Source organism: Sphingobacterium sp. NPDC055346, from assembly GCF_053645235.1.
Genome location: NZ_JBSHMI010000008.1, coordinates 28,945 through 44,255 on the forward strand (window position 1 = coordinate 28,945; position 15,311 = coordinate 44,255).

Annotated in this window: 11 protein-coding genes; 7 read left to right on the plus strand and 4 right to left on the minus strand. The window is 38.8% G+C overall.

Features of this window, described 5'->3' with window-relative positions; translation table 11 throughout:
- Positions 1-295: 295 nt before the first annotated feature.
- The 5 genes from ACWICE_RS15850 (at position 296) to arsB (ending at position 3,960) form a co-directional block, all read left to right on the plus strand.
- Positions 296-1,306 (plus strand): IS110 family transposase, encoded by a 1,011-nt coding sequence (locus tag ACWICE_RS15850; protein WP_454298753.1) that lies wholly within the window; start codon positions 296-298, stop codon positions 1,304-1,306.
- A gap of 98 nt (positions 1,307-1,404) precedes the next feature.
- On the plus strand, positions 1,405-1,737 hold the full coding sequence (locus ACWICE_RS15855) for an ArsR/SmtB family transcription factor (protein ID WP_454298754.1): 333 nt from the start codon (positions 1,405-1,407) through the stop codon (positions 1,735-1,737).
- A 67-nt stretch (positions 1,738-1,804) separates the two neighbouring features.
- Positions 1,805-2,278, plus strand: coding sequence for a DUF6428 family protein (locus ACWICE_RS15860; protein WP_454298755.1), 474 nt, complete (start codon positions 1,805-1,807; stop codon positions 2,276-2,278).
- Between the two features lie 14 nt (positions 2,279-2,292).
- Complete coding sequence (locus ACWICE_RS15865) at positions 2,293-2,910, plus strand: arsenate-mycothiol transferase ArsC (RefSeq protein ID WP_454298756.1); 618 nt, start codon at positions 2,293-2,295, stop codon at positions 2,908-2,910.
- A gap of 3 nt (positions 2,911-2,913) precedes the next feature.
- On the plus strand, positions 2,914-3,960 hold the full coding sequence (gene arsB, locus ACWICE_RS15870; protein ID WP_454298757.1) for an ACR3 family arsenite efflux transporter: 1,047 nt from the start codon (positions 2,914-2,916) through the stop codon (positions 3,958-3,960).
- A 264-nt stretch (positions 3,961-4,224) separates the two neighbouring features.
- Here the strand turns inward: arsB and ACWICE_RS15875 are convergent, their stop codons facing one another.
- The 4 genes from ACWICE_RS15875 to ACWICE_RS15890 form a co-directional block, all read right to left on the minus strand.
- Positions 4,225-6,309, minus strand: coding sequence for a DNA topoisomerase (locus ACWICE_RS15875; protein WP_454298758.1), 2,085 nt, complete (start codon positions 6,307-6,309; stop codon positions 4,225-4,227).
- Positions 6,310-6,413: 104 nt separating this feature from the next.
- Positions 6,414-7,856 (minus strand): DUF4099 domain-containing protein, encoded by a 1,443-nt coding sequence (locus ACWICE_RS15880; protein ID WP_454298759.1) that lies wholly within the window; start codon positions 7,854-7,856, stop codon positions 6,414-6,416.
- An 87-nt stretch (positions 7,857-7,943) separates the two neighbouring features.
- A complete protein-coding gene (locus ACWICE_RS15885) occupies positions 7,944-8,252 on the minus strand; it encodes a helix-turn-helix domain-containing protein (protein WP_013632691.1) in 309 nt (102 codons plus the stop codon).
- 265 nt (positions 8,253-8,517) lie between these two features.
- Entirely contained in the window at positions 8,518-9,366 is an 849-nt protein-coding gene (locus ACWICE_RS15890) for an RteC domain-containing protein (RefSeq protein WP_454298760.1), read from the minus strand.
- Positions 9,367-9,609: 243 nt separating this feature from the next.
- Between ACWICE_RS15890 and ACWICE_RS15895 the strand changes: the two genes are divergently transcribed.
- Both ACWICE_RS15895 and ACWICE_RS15900 read left to right on the plus strand, forming a co-directional pair.
- On the plus strand, positions 9,610-11,643 hold the full coding sequence (locus ACWICE_RS15895) for an ATP-binding protein (RefSeq protein WP_116776473.1): 2,034 nt from the start codon (positions 9,610-9,612) through the stop codon (positions 11,641-11,643).
- 79 nt (positions 11,644-11,722) lie between these two features.
- Positions 11,723-14,800: a caspase family protein gene (locus tag ACWICE_RS15900; protein WP_116776474.1), complete on the plus strand. Its 3,078-nt coding sequence runs from the start codon at positions 11,723-11,725 to the stop codon at positions 14,798-14,800.
- Positions 14,801-15,311: the final 511 nt, after the last annotated feature.

The following is a 15,311-nucleotide window of genomic DNA, read 5'->3' on the forward strand; positions in this document are numbered from 1 at the left end:
CAGACGGGTCGGGCTCATATCTTTGTTCAAGAACAAAAGGAGGTAAATTCAGGTCGGGTGAAACACGTAGAAAACAAAATGATGTCAGGTATGTAACCTCCTGTAAACAATCAGAGAAAGGAGGTAATTCGTGGCCGGGCAGAACACGTTTTTACGATGTTGACGAGATAGGCAGATCCTCCTTTTCTTGCTTTTCTTAAAGTCTGAACAGTACCGATTAACAGGTTTTGTACCTGATTAGCAATTTAATGAGCAAAGACAGGGAGATGAGCTTCTGATATAAACAGAATTAATTATGAGAAATTTAAAGTACACTGTAGGTGTGGATGTTTCCATGAAAGAGATTGTCTGCTGTTTGTCCGTAATCAATGAGCTGCAGGATGTAAAGGTTAAAGCCACACACAAATTCCTGAACACAAAAACTGGATTTGTTAAACTGCTCTCCTGGGTGCAGCAGCATACTCCTGAACAACTTCCGATTAACTATGTTATGGAGGCTACAGGTGTGTATCATGAGCAGATAGCCTGGTTCCTCTATTCTGAAGGAAAAACAGTATCTATTCTTTTACCTAATAAGGCCAAAAGTTGGCTAAAAGCAATTGGTTCCAAATCCAAAAATGACAGTATTGATGCAAAAGGGCTAGCCATGATAGGCGCAGAAAGAAAGCTTGAAGTATGGACACCACCCAGCAAAAATCTTTTGTTACTCAGAGACTGTACCAGGCGGCATCAGGCGCTGAATGAAGTTCGAACGGTTACCAATAATCAATTACATGCAATAGAACATAGCCAGTTTCAGAATTCCATTGTCACAAAACAATTAAAGGCAACATTGAAAATGATTGACAAACAAATTAAGGAACTGGAAAAGGTTATTGCTGAGATTATTACAGGGGATCAGCTCTTAAAGAAGCAACATGCAAATATTACACGCATCAAAGGACTAAGCACTTTATCATTTGCGGTAATCATAGCTGAAACAAACGGATTTACTCTCTTTAAAAAAGTTGGAGCGCTGATAAACTATGCTGGCTATGATGTAATTGAAAATCAGTCGGGTGCTCACGTCGGTAGGACTAAGATATCTAAGAAGGGTAATTCAAGGATACGCCGTGTGCTTCACATGCCAGCTCTTTGTGCAGTCCGGCATGACCAGCCACAGTTTTACAATTTATTCTTACGAGTTTATGAACGAACAAAGGTCAAAATGAAAGCTTATGTAGCAGTTCAAAAAAAGCTACTTTCAATGATGTATTTCTTATGGAAAAAAGATATTCCTTATGATGCACAATTTGATCTGAAATAGTCTGTTCAACTCATTTGAGATCAATCACAAACTAATTTTTCAGTTTTTATTTGGATAATAAGTTGTAATATCGTAATATTGCGATATATAATTAAAACATGGGACTTACAAAAACAGAAATTTTTGCGGACAAGCACAATAAACTGGCAACGGCTTTTAAGGTCTTAGGCCATCCGGCACGTATTGCCATACTTCAGTACATTATTGATAAGAAAGCTTGTATCTGCAATGATTTGGTTGAAGAACTCGGACTAGCGCAGGCAACGATTTCACAACATTTAAAAGAACTCAAAAGTACTGGTATTATACAGGGGACTATTGAAGGAAAATCAGTTTGCTACTGTATTGATGAGAAAGTATGGAAAAAGATTCAGGCGGATTTCAACGGATTCTTTAATCAGGATGTAAAAGTAAACAGCTGCTGTTCCTAGCGCTTTTTTTTAATCATTATCATCGTAATATTGCAATATATAATTCTAACAATTTAAATTCAGTAAAATGAAACTATCAGAAATCAAAGCAATCCTGCCAACATTGGAAAATGTGGAATTTCAATTGGAGAATGGAACATTTGTTCCCGAACACTTCCACGTGACGGAAGTGGGCCAGATCACGAAAAATTTTATAGACTGCGGCGGCGTGATCCGTAAAGAAAAAGTAGTGAACTTTCAACTTTGGAATGCAGATGATTATGAGCATCGTTTGAAACCCGGGAAACTGCTGCATATTATTACTCTTTCAGAGGACAAACTGGGCATAGAAGATGCAGAGATCGAAGTGGAATATCAGAGCGATACCATTGGCAAATATGGTCTGGATTTTAATGGAAAGACCTTTGTTTTAAAGTCGTTAACCACAGCATGTCTTGCCCAGGACGCGTGTGGTATTCCTGCTGAAAAACAAAAGAAGAATCTAGCGGATCTACCGGTTAATCAATCATCATGCTGCACTCCTGGTTCGGGATGCTGTTAACCAATAAATTTATTATGATCTATCCTACATTATCAGATACCATCGGCCTTCTTGATTGGGAACGGCTGGTTAGTGAAGAACGCAAAACCTTATTGTTTCCATTGATTGATTTTATACAGAAAAAAGTCGATACAGCACAACAGGTTAATTTGAATTTTATCTGTACGCACAATTCACGCCGTAGCCATTTATCGCAGGTATGGGCACAGACTGCCGCATTGTTCTTTAAAACACCTGATGTAGCCTGTTATTCCGGTGGTACAGATGAAACAGCCCTATTTCCGAAAGTTGCAGAGACATTAACGGCACAAGGCTATAAAATTTTTAAAATTTCAGAAGGCGGCAATCCGGTTTATGCGATAAAGGCAGGTGACAATGCGGAACCTATTATAGGTTTTTCCAAGAAGTACGACAGTACATTTAACCCGGCATCGAACTTTGCGGCAATCATGACCTGCTCCCAGGCTGATGATGGTTGCCCTTTTATTGCTGGTGCTGAAAAACGTATACCGGTGACTTTTGAAGACCCTAAAAGCTCCGATGGAAGCCCGCAACAAAACGAGGTATATGCAAGCCGAAGTTTACAAATCGCAACAGAGATGTTTTATGTTTTTTCCACTATAAAACTTTAGTAGATGAAGTCAAAATTAAAATTCCTTGATCGTTATCTTACATTTTGGATCTTTCTTGCGATGGCACTGGGTATTGCTTTGGGAAAATTCTTTCCTTCGTCTACCCATTGGATCAACAGCTTCAACAGTGGAACAACAAATGTCCCTTTGGCGATTGGGCTGATTCTGATGATGTATCCACCTTTGGCTAAGGTCCGCTACGAACAGATCGGCAAGGTTTTTCGTAACGTAACGGTTCTGGGAACTTCTCTGCTACTGAATTGGGTGATCGGTCCGATATTAATGTTTGTACTGGCTATCCTTTTCTTAAATGGCTACCCGGAATATATGACGGGTTTGATACTCATCGGTCTTGCCAGGTGCATTGCAATGGTTGTTGTATGGAATGAGCTGGCTGAGGGAAACAGGGAATACGCAGCAGGACTTATCGCACTCAACAGTATCTTCCAGGTTCTCTTGTATAGTCTTTATGCTTATCTTTTTATCACAGTTCTTCCTCCGATTTTTGGTATCGAAGGACTTTCAGTAGATATCTCTATCGCTGAAATTGCTAAAAGCGTAGGTATTTACCTGGGTATTCCTTTTCTCGCTGGTGTCATTAGCAGATATGGATTGATTGCTTTAAAAAGTGAAGGATGGTTTCAGAACCGTTTCATTCCCTTTATTTCTCCGATCACCCTGATTGCACTCCTGTTTACCATTATCATTATGTTCAGCCTTAAGGGCGAAATGATACTGCAGCTTCCTTTCGATGTACTTCGGATCGCTGTTCCCTTGGTCATCTACTTTGCCCTGATGTTTGCTGTCAGTTTCATCGCTGGTAAAAAGGCAGGTGCAGATTATTCACAGAGTACAGCTATAGCTTTTACTGCTGCTGGAAATAATTTTGAACTGGCAATTGCTGTGGCAATCGGTGTCTTTGGAATTAACAGCGGTCAGGCTTTTGTTGGCGTTATTGGACCGTTGGTTGAAGTCCCTGCTTTGATTGCATTAGTCAATCTCGCGTTTTGGTTCAGGAAAAGATATTTCAGTCCAAAATCTGCTATATAAAAATATTATACTTGAATTATTTGAGCCATGCTTTATGCATGGCTTTTTTTATGGCGTGTGCCGAGCGGCACCGTGCTTTCCGCTACAAGTCCTCGTTCCTGTGGGCTTTCCACTTCAATCACTCACGCAAAAAAATCTGTAGATTTTTCTTGCATTTTAAGACAGTACCTATCCGATATATCTTTTGCGGATCTGCGAGGACCGCAAAAGGATGTCGTTTCTATCCCTCACGCTGTATGCCGTCCAAAAAACAAAGCATTTATTTTATTTCCTTTTTGGTTTCCTGTTTTCAAACTCAAAGGAGGTTTCGGCTTTATCGTTCATGACGATATAGGCATTGAATTTATTGCCCGAATTGCTTTTCATGCCTTTGATAAGGTTGGTCTTTCCTTTGGTCACGAGGTTTTCTATATCGGTAAGGCTCAACGGCACTCCGCACACAGTACGGAATTGAAGCCAACCACAAGCCTCATCGGGGCATTTTACAACCTTGTTCCAAACCAATAGCTGACGGCTCTTGCATTTGGGGCAGGTCAGTTCCGGTTGTTTTTCATTGGCAATGCCCGTGTCCAAAAGTTCCCGTGTAATGGAAGTGGCATAGGCTTCCATTTCACGGTGAAAAGCACCTGCATCCGTCTCGTTGTTTTCGATTTTCTGCAATGCCATTTCCCATTCGGCGGTCATGGCTACATCGGCAATCTTTTTGTCCTTTACTGCCCCATAAACCTGCAATCCCTTATGGGTAGGGATAAGGGATTTCTTTTCACGCCGAATATAATCCCTTTTAAAAAGCGTTTCGATGATGGATGCTCTTGTAGCAGGTGTACCTATACCGATGTCTTTTAGGGCTTTCCGTTCGTCCTCGTTGTCAATTTCCTTTCCGGCATTTTCCATTGCGGACAACAGACCTGCCTCGGTGTAAAGAACAGTCGGTTTGGTTTTCTTTTCCAGTACGGATGCCTCTTTGATTTTCAGCTCATCGCCGACCTTTAGTTCCGGCAGTTCCTGCACAGGCTCGCTGTCCTCATCTATGAATTTTTCTTTAATGCCACGCCAACCGGCTTCGAGGATTTTACACCCTTTCAATGTGAAGTCATAGTGCAGAGCCTGCAATCCGATGTCGGTTATTTCTTTGGTACAGGCAGGCGAAAGGACTTCCAGTAGGCGGTGCGCAATCATATCATAGATAACGTTTTCGTGTGCCGTTAATTCGGACGGGATTTTTTCGGTAATCAGCAGACCGTGGTGGTCTGTGACCTTTACGTCATTCACGATACGTTTGTTGAAACGCCCCCATTTCACTTTTCCGACCGCTTCTTTGCATGAAGCCCGTGCTTCCAAATTCCTTACCAGTGCAGGGATTTCCGACCATATATCTTCGGGGATGTACTTGCTCCCTGTACGGGGATAGGTGATAAACTTCTTTTCATACAGGCTTTGGGCAATGTTCAACGTTTCCTCGGCAGTATAGAACGCCCTTTTGTTGGCTTCTTTCTGCAATCCCGTAAGGTCGAACAGCAAAGGCGGTTGCTCTGTGACCGTTTTGGTTTCCACCGCCGTAACGGTTGCTATTCCGATACGCTGAATAGATTTCAGCGTATCGTCAGCGAGTTTTCTGTCATCCCATTTGGTCTTGGAAAGGCTCTTAAAATCCACAAATTCTTTACGATGTTCCAACTGGATTTGAAAGTATTTCTTGACGGCAAAGTCTTTGTTTTCCAAATACCGCTTGCAGATAAGGGCAAGCGTAGGCGTTTGTACCCTTCCAAGCGAGTAAACGCCACGCCCTGCCGAAATGCTCAACGCCTGCGAAGCATTGATACCCACAAGCCAATCGGCTTTGCTCCGCCCTTGTCCGGCACGGTACAGCCCGTCAAATTCGCTTCCGGCTTTTAGGTTGTCAAAACCCTGTTTAATCGCCTTTTCCGTGAGCGAGCTTATCCATAGGCGTTCAAAGGGTTTCCGGCACTTTAGGTATTCATAGATGTACCTAAATATGAGTTCCCCCTCACGTCCGGCATCGGTGGCCACGATAATACTATCGCATCTGCCGATGACCTGTTCGATAATCTTTAACTGTTTTAAGGCTCCGCTATCGGGAACATAACTTTTGTCCTTTTTTACCTTGCGTACCGTAAGGATAAAAGGGTCGGGCAATATGGGCAGGACTTCCCTTTGGAAGCCCGATACCCCGTAATCTTCGGGCATCGCCAGTCCGACCAAATGCCCCAATGCCCACGTAACTTCGTATCCGTTCCCTGTTAGGTAGCCATCCCGTTTTTCGGTCGCTCCCAACAGGGTAGCTATTTCTCTCGCCACACTTGGCTTTTCTGCAATGATTGCTTTCATGATACTATCTCTTTTAATGGATTTTGTGGTGAACATTTCTCTTTGAGAAACCCCTTCGTATTCTGTGAAAGGGGATTTCCAAAGGAAAATGTTTTTTGATGGTATTATCTTTTTACCCCTCTGGATTTAGCCGGACGGTTAGGGTCATTCTGCCGTTGCTGTTGCCTTATGTTTTTCGGCGTTTGTTGCTCCGGTTTCAGAGGCTCGTTGATGTGCTTGGTCGCTTCGTTGGTTTTCCCGTTGGAGTTCACGGCAACCTGTGTTTTGTGCGCTTCGGCAGGCTGTGCCTTATTTTTCAGCGCATTGGGGTTTTTAAAGCTGAAATCATAATTTCCAGTTTCTTTGTTCAGCGTGACATATCCTTTATACGGGTTTCCTTTTCCGTCCTTGAAATCCGAAACGTAAATCGTCTTGCCCTCGGTGAGTTGCTTGTACTGTTCATCCGAAAACACTTTGTTGCGGAACATTTTCGGGTCGTTTTCCTGTGTCTGTTTGGGGGCTTTATCGCCAAAAAGAAACTCCGTATATTTTTTGTCGGCGTTGAACTGCACATAGGCATTTTTGTTCGTACTGTTCTTAAAATCCAATCCCTCCAAATAAATGGCTTTCCCATCTTTCAAATCCCGTTTTTGGTCTTCGGTCAACTTTACGCCCTTAATCTCATCGGGTACTTTTATTCTTTCCTGCCGGAATGCGATAACCTCATTCGTTAGGTGGTCGATACTGATAACGGAGGGTATCTTTTCGCCTGTTTTGGGGTTGGTCAATTCCACCACACGCCCCATGTTTCCGGTTTTGAGTAGGTTTTCCCTGTCCTCTTTGGTAAACTCGTGACCAAAGAAAGGGGCTTTGAGGTTGGGTTCGTGGCGTACACCATACATCATAAGTACAGGTTTGCCGTCTTCACCGTCTTGGAAACCGAGCCTTGCTTCCGAGCGCATGATGACCGCACCGAAATTGACACTTGTGGGATATACCTTATTGGTCTTATAGCCCTTTAACAGCAAATCCAATTGCCCGTCTTTTTCAAGCCTCTCTTTGTTTATCCCAAATTGCGCTAAATAATTCCAGTCCACATCTTCCGCCTTATAGCGGTATTCGTTTTTTTCCTGTGATTGCTGTGCTTCCGGTGTCGCCTGTGGTGCTTCCACATCCTTTTTGGTTTCCTGTTGTTGCTCCTTTGGCTCTTTGACCTCATGCTTTGCCATGACAGCCTCGCCCTCTTTGGTGGGGGCATCGACCTGTTTCTGCATTTCTTTGGCGGTTTCGACCGCTTCCTTTGCAGGTACTTTGAAGAACGAGAAATGGGTCGGGTCTTTAAGCTGTCGCCAAAAGTTGGAGAAGAAATTTGTAAACAAATCTCCGGCTCTGTCCACCCGCATAAATTGGTTTTGGTTTTTCTTGGTGGCATCAACGGTTTTCAGATTGCCGTTTTCGTCAACCCCCGTAACAGCTTGGATTTTCTTTTTTTCCTTGTCCATCACCAACAGCACATCCGAAAGCTGTTCGGGATATTGCTGTGGATTTTCATTTGTCTGTTCGCTCATGATATTGATTTTTTAAAGTTTACATTGTCCGAAAGTAGGCGAAGCAGGTAGGGCATAGCCGTACCCGTCTTTTCGTGGTAGGGTTTGTCATCGGTTTTCTTTTGTACGCCGTATAGGGGCTTTGAAACTTTCCCTGATGAACTGGTGTACATCCGATAGTTTGTAGTACAGCTTTCCGCTGATGGTGTAATACGGTAGCTTGCCCGTGGAGCGGTATCGTTGCAGGGAGCGGTGGCTGATTTTCAGCATGAGGAGCAGGTCTTGGTTGTCCAGTAATTCCTCGCCGTCTATGCTGTGCCGTTCTTTCTTGATGTTTAGGACGTACTCTTTCAAAATATCGAAACGCTCCATGATACGTTCCATCCATGCGATAAATTCCATTCTGTCGATGTTCATAACAAATACTTTTAATGATTTCTAACACCACAAAATTGGAGTGATTGGCGCAGGCTGTCTTCCGATACGTGTCTATCAAAAAGGCACTTTTTTCATTTTTTTACAATTGATATAAAGTGCTGTTTTTTGGGGCTTTTCGCACTTTTGGTCAATCGGTCGGCATCCAAATCAATGGATTTGCCGATAGACACATATAGGCAAACGGACAAAAAAAAGACAGCACCGAGTAATGCTGTCCTTTTTGATGGAAATAGATGACAAAAATTTATAGGTTGTCTTCCCTATCCATATATTCCTCTAAGCTGTATTTGAGTTGGTCTAAAAACAATGTCCGTGAGCCTGCACGGGTCTTCATCCGGTGGAAGCTGTTATGTATGTCGTTCAGTGATACACGGAACAGGATTTGGAACACCATGCTGATTTTGCGGATACCTATTTTCCCGTGCGAAATGGCATCGCAGGCGTAGAGTGCATAAATCAATTCGATAAGGGCATTTTTCGATTGTGTCCAAAAAACATCTTTGGTCTCCTCGTGCTGTAGCAATACATCGGGGTTTTGTTCGGGGCTTAGTTTTGTCGTCAGATAGTTGTAAACTAATTCATTGGCTATAATTTTTGCCACTTTGTAATCAAAGTAGGTCGAAAATTTCGTATCAATTTCAAACACGAAGCTATTCAGCCCGTCATAGCAATTGATTTTGCCAAGTGTAAAGTATTGTTCATCTCGGTCGGTTCTGCCGGAACGGTAATAGCGGTAAAAATCGGAATTACAGACATGTTCGGTGTATTCCTGTTTCAATTCACGCAGGTGCATGGCAAAATAATTTTCATAGATATTTCCATTACTTGCAGGGCAGGCAGTTTCTATTCTGAACACTTTGTTGTAATAGATGAGTTTGCCAAGAACAGTAGGCTTTATCTCCTTAAAGAAAAGTATTTCGTCCTCTAATGTTGTGAAGCCCTCGTTTATAATATCTTCTTTGATGTCTGCGAGAAGCTCTTTCAGATAGACCGTCATCCTGTATGCCTCGTCCATAAAACTCGAAGCCTCTGCCGACAATTTACGTTCCTGTTTCTGTATGTCGGAGACGATTTTGTGTAATAGGTGTCTCATAATACTAAAGGTTTAAAATGAAGCCAATATGCCTCTCCAAATTTTACGATTAGTACCGACCTTTTTTCATGAGACAGGACGAAGTATAGGAAGATTTTTATAAAAAACAGCGCATCGCTATATTTAGCACTGTGTGGATATAAGTTATTATTAGATTGATAATCTAAGTGTTTCGTAACACTTTTTTCCATAAATTCGCTAAGAAAATCCTCTATAATATAGAGTTTACTTATTTCATTAGAAATGTCGAGAAAATTAACTACAAATTCCAGACTAGTCAATGAGTTGTTTGCGAATTATATCAGCACATTTGTAGCATTTAGCGAATTGATGAATAATTCTATTCAGGCAAAAAGCAAAAATATTTGGATTGAGATAGATTATGCGTCTGATGAAGAATTAAGCACGACCCACATCAAACGAATTTCAATAAAAGACGATGGAAAGGGTGTTCATATCAATGAGTTAGAAACTAAACTCTTAGATATAGGAACTACCAACAAAGACGGTGGAAAAGGGATAGGTCGGTTTGCAAGCTTTCAGATTGGCAAAGAAATTGAAATTGAAACGGTTGGTTACTGTAGCGAAAGTAAAACATTTTCGAAAGCCGTAATACCTCTTTCATTTGATAGTTTTGGAAATAATATCAATGTATCTGAAATTAATATCCCCACTGAGGAGGAATTACTAAAAGGAAAGAACCATAACACCTATTATAAGGTAACTATTACGAATCTTTATCCTTCGTATGTTACAGAAAAAGAACCAAAGAAAAAGATAATTGACAAATTTTTGCGTCAAAATATATCGGATGCAATTTTCGAAAGATATCCTCTTAAAATCTTTAATAAAGACATCGTCTTTCACATAAACGGACACCCAATTAACCCAACTGATTTTGTAACTAGTGAGCCTATCAAAATTGCTTCAACATTTACAGACAGTAAGGGGAAAGATCATAAGGTGCTCTTTGACTTTATGCCAATAAAAAAAATTGAAAAAATAAAAGTCTTTCTAACAGTTCAAAATGCAGGATTGAATACAATTGCAGGGAGTTTAGAATACGATGCTACTTGGTTAAGTCCTAAAGTCGGAGGATGGTTTATTTATGTATCATCTTCAACGCTATCTTCCGATATTTATCGTAATATCGATCTTGATGATCTGGATCCTGATTGGAGAAAAGTTAGAGAGTTCATCAAAGACAAGCTAAATGTCTTTTTTAAGGAGAGAAACAAAGAGTTTGACAACTTTTCGGATAATTTAAAGAAAGACACATATTATCCTTACAAAGAAAAGTCGAGTTCACAATCCAAAGTGATACTGTTCGATAAATTGGCTTATCTAGTAGAGGATCGATACCATTTGTTAAAAGACAACAACCAGCTTAGAGAAATCATCTACCCACTAATAGACAGAACTATTTCAAATGGCGAGCTTAACAAAATTCTATACAGTATACTGAAACTAAACAATAAGCTCATATCGAAGTTCTCTGACTTATTGGAAAAAACTGATTTAGAAAATATCATAGAATTTTCGGACAAAGTAGCAACGAAGATTGAAGAAGTTGATTTCTTGGAAAAGCTGGTATATAGCGATATAGCCAAAAATGTAAAGGAGAGAAAAGAATTACACAAATTTCTTGAACGTATGTTGTGGATATTTGGAGAAGAATATAATGAAACCACAAAATTGCTTTCAGATAAAAACCTTGAGAAAAATCTAATTCAGTTGCGGGATGACTGTCTGGGATACAAAGCGTCGAAAAAAGATGACAATATCAATGAAGTCACTGAGCGGTCTGTCAAATCTATCACAGACTTGTTCATGTATAATCAAAGAATTTTAGATCATAAAAGGCGAGAAGTGCTAATAGTTGAATTGAAAGCACCTAAGGTTAAAATTAGTCCAAAAGAAATTGCTCAGGTTATGAAGTATGCACGAGAAATTGAGAAGCTAAATTCAATTAGCCGTGATGTTTCTTTCAAAATACTTCTCCTAAGCTCTGAAATTAATTCTGATGCTACGTTCGATATTCAGGGCAGGCAAAAAGGTGAGGATAATCCATATTTTTATTTCAGAAACGAGAATAAGAATATTGAGATATGGATCATGAAATGGTCCGACTTAATCGAAAATGTCAAGAGAAAACTTCAATATATGGCAAACCTACTTCAAACGAAGGACATTGATGTACAGGAGAAGGCACAGAGAGATTTTGCAGATATTGAGTTTAACAAGGTTAGTTCGTCATTGAAAAGAGTTGCGATTTAAAAATTAAATAACAAGCGTCAATTGTGATCAGTTACGACTTTTATATAAAAGTTGAGTATTTTTTAATTAAAAATTATGTATGGCAAACCATTTATTTTTGATCGGGATTAATAAGTATTTAAAAAACGATCATCTCTTGAGTTGTGTTAAGGATTGCGAAGACCTTAAGGATGTACTAATAGAGAAATATAACTTCGAAGAAAGCAAAACATATAGTGTTTACGATGAGCGAGCAACAAGTTTAAATATTCTAACGGCTTTAAAAAAATATGCAAGCAAATTAGATGAGGAGGATAATCTAATAATCTATTATTCAGGACATGGGGAATTAGATGATGAAGAAGACATGGGATATTGGGTTCCATATGAAGCAACTAATTTTACTCACTTTATATCGAATAGGGACATAGTTGGATGCATAGAACGAATAAAGTGCAAACACATTTTTTTAATTTCCGACAGTTGTTTTTCGAATAGTTTATTAACCCAAGGAAAGTTCAAAAAATCAGCAGTATACTTTGAAAAAAGCTCAAGATGGGCACTAACATCTGCCTTTAACGAGGCGAAAGATGCTGATAATGAGACTAACACATTATTTTGTGAATATATTCTAGAGTATCTTAATAGTACCGAAAGGGAATTCCGTGTTTCTGAATTAATTGAGTATGTCAAAAGTAAATATTACACCAATCAGTTTCAAACGCCTCAAGGCGGGCCTATAGCAGTCGCTGGACATAGAGGTGGAGAATTCGTTTTTTATCCAATTGAAGGAATTGACAAACGAACTTTCAAAGGTTATAATGACTTTTTAAAAGTATTACGGTTCTACAAGCAAAATGCTTCGTTTACGCATATGGATTCTATAGAAGATAGATCCAACCGAGTAGGTTACGTTCTGTATAATGAAATAGACTTAACAAGAAAGACTACATACTATTTGTATCTATATGATGGTACAAATCAAACCAAAACGTTCGAATTACTTCGTTCGAAACACTCAAAAATATTTGCAGATAAAAACCTAATTATCTTTATTACACCAGATCGAACACAACGCAATAGGGATATTCGAAAGAAAAACATTCAGGATAAGTTTAAACCTGTAAATACATTTTACCTTGATGATTTTATCAAAGATTATTGTAATCCTAAATTTGGAAATGAAGAAGATTCCAAATACTTAAGCATTTCCAATTTTGTATTACCTCCGTTCAAATACGAATTTAATGCGTCTGGAATAAATGAAATATTTAAATATTGGTTTATTTCCGTCGAAGAACCAATTTTTGTAATCAAAGGTAGTGGTGGTATAGGAAAGACAACGCTTGCCCAATATTTAGCTGATGACTTAACAAAAAGCAATCCCGGCTTACAAGTATTGTTTATTGATTCTGTTCAGATTAAAGATAGCTTACTCAAGAGTAAAAAAGCTGACACTTTAAATATTTTCAATTTTTACGAAGCCCAATTTGATACAGATGGCAACACTCAAAATATGTTGTCAGAGGAGCTTTTTAGAATTAATCTTGACGCAGGTAATATTTTATTGATAATAGATGGTTTAGATGAGGTAATTTCTAAAATTCCTAATTTTAATATAACAGAGTTTCTAAACTCAATTAAAGAATTCAGTTCCGAATTATGTAATGGCAAGGTGATAATTACGTGTAGATCATTTTTTTGGAACAAAAGTGAATTGGTAGACACGAATTTTAAAACCATAGAGTTAGAACCATTTGACAAGACTTTAGCTCTTGAATTCTTTAATATGTCGTTCGATGGTGATTCAAAAAAAAGTGAAAAAGCTATCAAAATTGCCGATGATTTCAGATATCCTACGGATTCTGATCAAGAGACATATATTTATCATCCTTATGTATTGGATATTGTTAGAACATTGATACAGAGTGATGCCGAGCATCTAGACTTAATCGATACTGCTTTGGATTCTATATATCTAAACAGCAAAGTCAAATCAGATTACATAATTTTCAGAGTTTGTACTAGAGAGCAAATTAGGGTAGATCAAATTGAGGTTGATAAACAAATAAAATTCTTTATAGATTTTTCGGTTAATAATCGAGGAATATTAAAAATAGATGATTTACACAATGAATTAGAAAAAAGTCTAGGACAGAGAATAAATAATACACAGGTTGAGGCATTTAAGTCTCATCCATTTTTGAAGGCTGTAGGAAAAACTTTATTGTTTAGGTATGATTTTCTGGTAGACCAATTCAAGGCTATATATGTATCCAAATTTATTACTTACAATAATATTGAAATCAAGATAACAAAGAAATTTATTGAGATTATAACAGATAGTTGCTGGTATGGTTCCGCTTTTAATCATGATTTAGCAAACCGTTTAGAGAAATGGACTGACGACGAATTATTATTAGTTAATGAAATCTTATCACAGATAGATTCAATGGCATTGGAAATATTAGCAAAAAGAAAAGCTATCGCTAACATTTTTAACCTTTGTTTGAATATCAATCATAGATATTTTAATAATAGTATTGAGAAGAATACTGAACTATTAATTTCGTTATTCGGTGGTGTAAAAAGACATATCCGCAACTTGAGTATCATCAATGTAAATCCAGAAAAACCACCAAGATTCGACTTTTCTAATCTAACAATAGAAAATTCATACATAGACAACTTTGGTAATTTTTCGAAATGTACTTTTAACGAAAAGACTCTCTTTGTCGATTGTACTATACTTAACACAGAATTTCATTCAGCTACCCTATCTTTATCCAAAGATAGTTTTATAAACTGTTCGTTCGATTCTTTATTTGATTCATCCTTCGCTTTACGGGAAAGTACGAAAGAAGACTCAGCAAAAACTTTACGCACATTTTTACAATCATTTTTTAAGCTGTTTTATAGTGGCGGTAGGTTAGGCAGACAATGGGAACATAAAGTTATTTCTCCCAGATTTAATGGAATAAACAAGATAAACATTGAATACAACAAATTTATCTCGATATTGAAAAAGCAAGAAATATTAATGGTTACAAAAGAACTAAACAAAAATAAGTTTGAATTATGCGAAGGTTCAAAGGAGTCGGTAATGAAGTTCGTTAAAGATGGGACAGTTGACTCAATTTTGCTGAAACTAATTAATGAGATAAATACCAAGAAATAGGATGATGGTCTATTAATACTTTCGTATCAACAGGTTCATAGAATTGGTGAATTATCTATCACCTTTTCAGTTGTCTTACTTTAGTATGAATCTTAGATTTTTTAGGGGGATTGCACGCCATATCATACTGGTAAAGACTTTCTTTCAATTGTTTCAGTCGCCTTAAATCTTCCAAAAAAGAGTTCGAGTTTTGTACCAGCGGGATCACAAAAAAAGCCTCACAGAAATGTGAGGCTTTTTTTGTGCCCGCTTGGGATTCGAATAATTGCATGTTCCTGATTGGGTTGAGGGCATGGCGGACATGCACCGCAGGCACCCTTTACGGTTCGATCCGGAGAAGGTTCAGGGCAAGTGTTTGTGGTTGTGGGGCTGAACCACTCCCAGCGGGATCAGACCAAGAGAATCTCCAAGGCATTGTGCCCGCTTGGGATTCGAATAATTGCATGTTCCTGATTGGGTTGAGGGCATGGCGGACATGCACCGCAGGCACCCTTTACGGTTCGATCCGGAG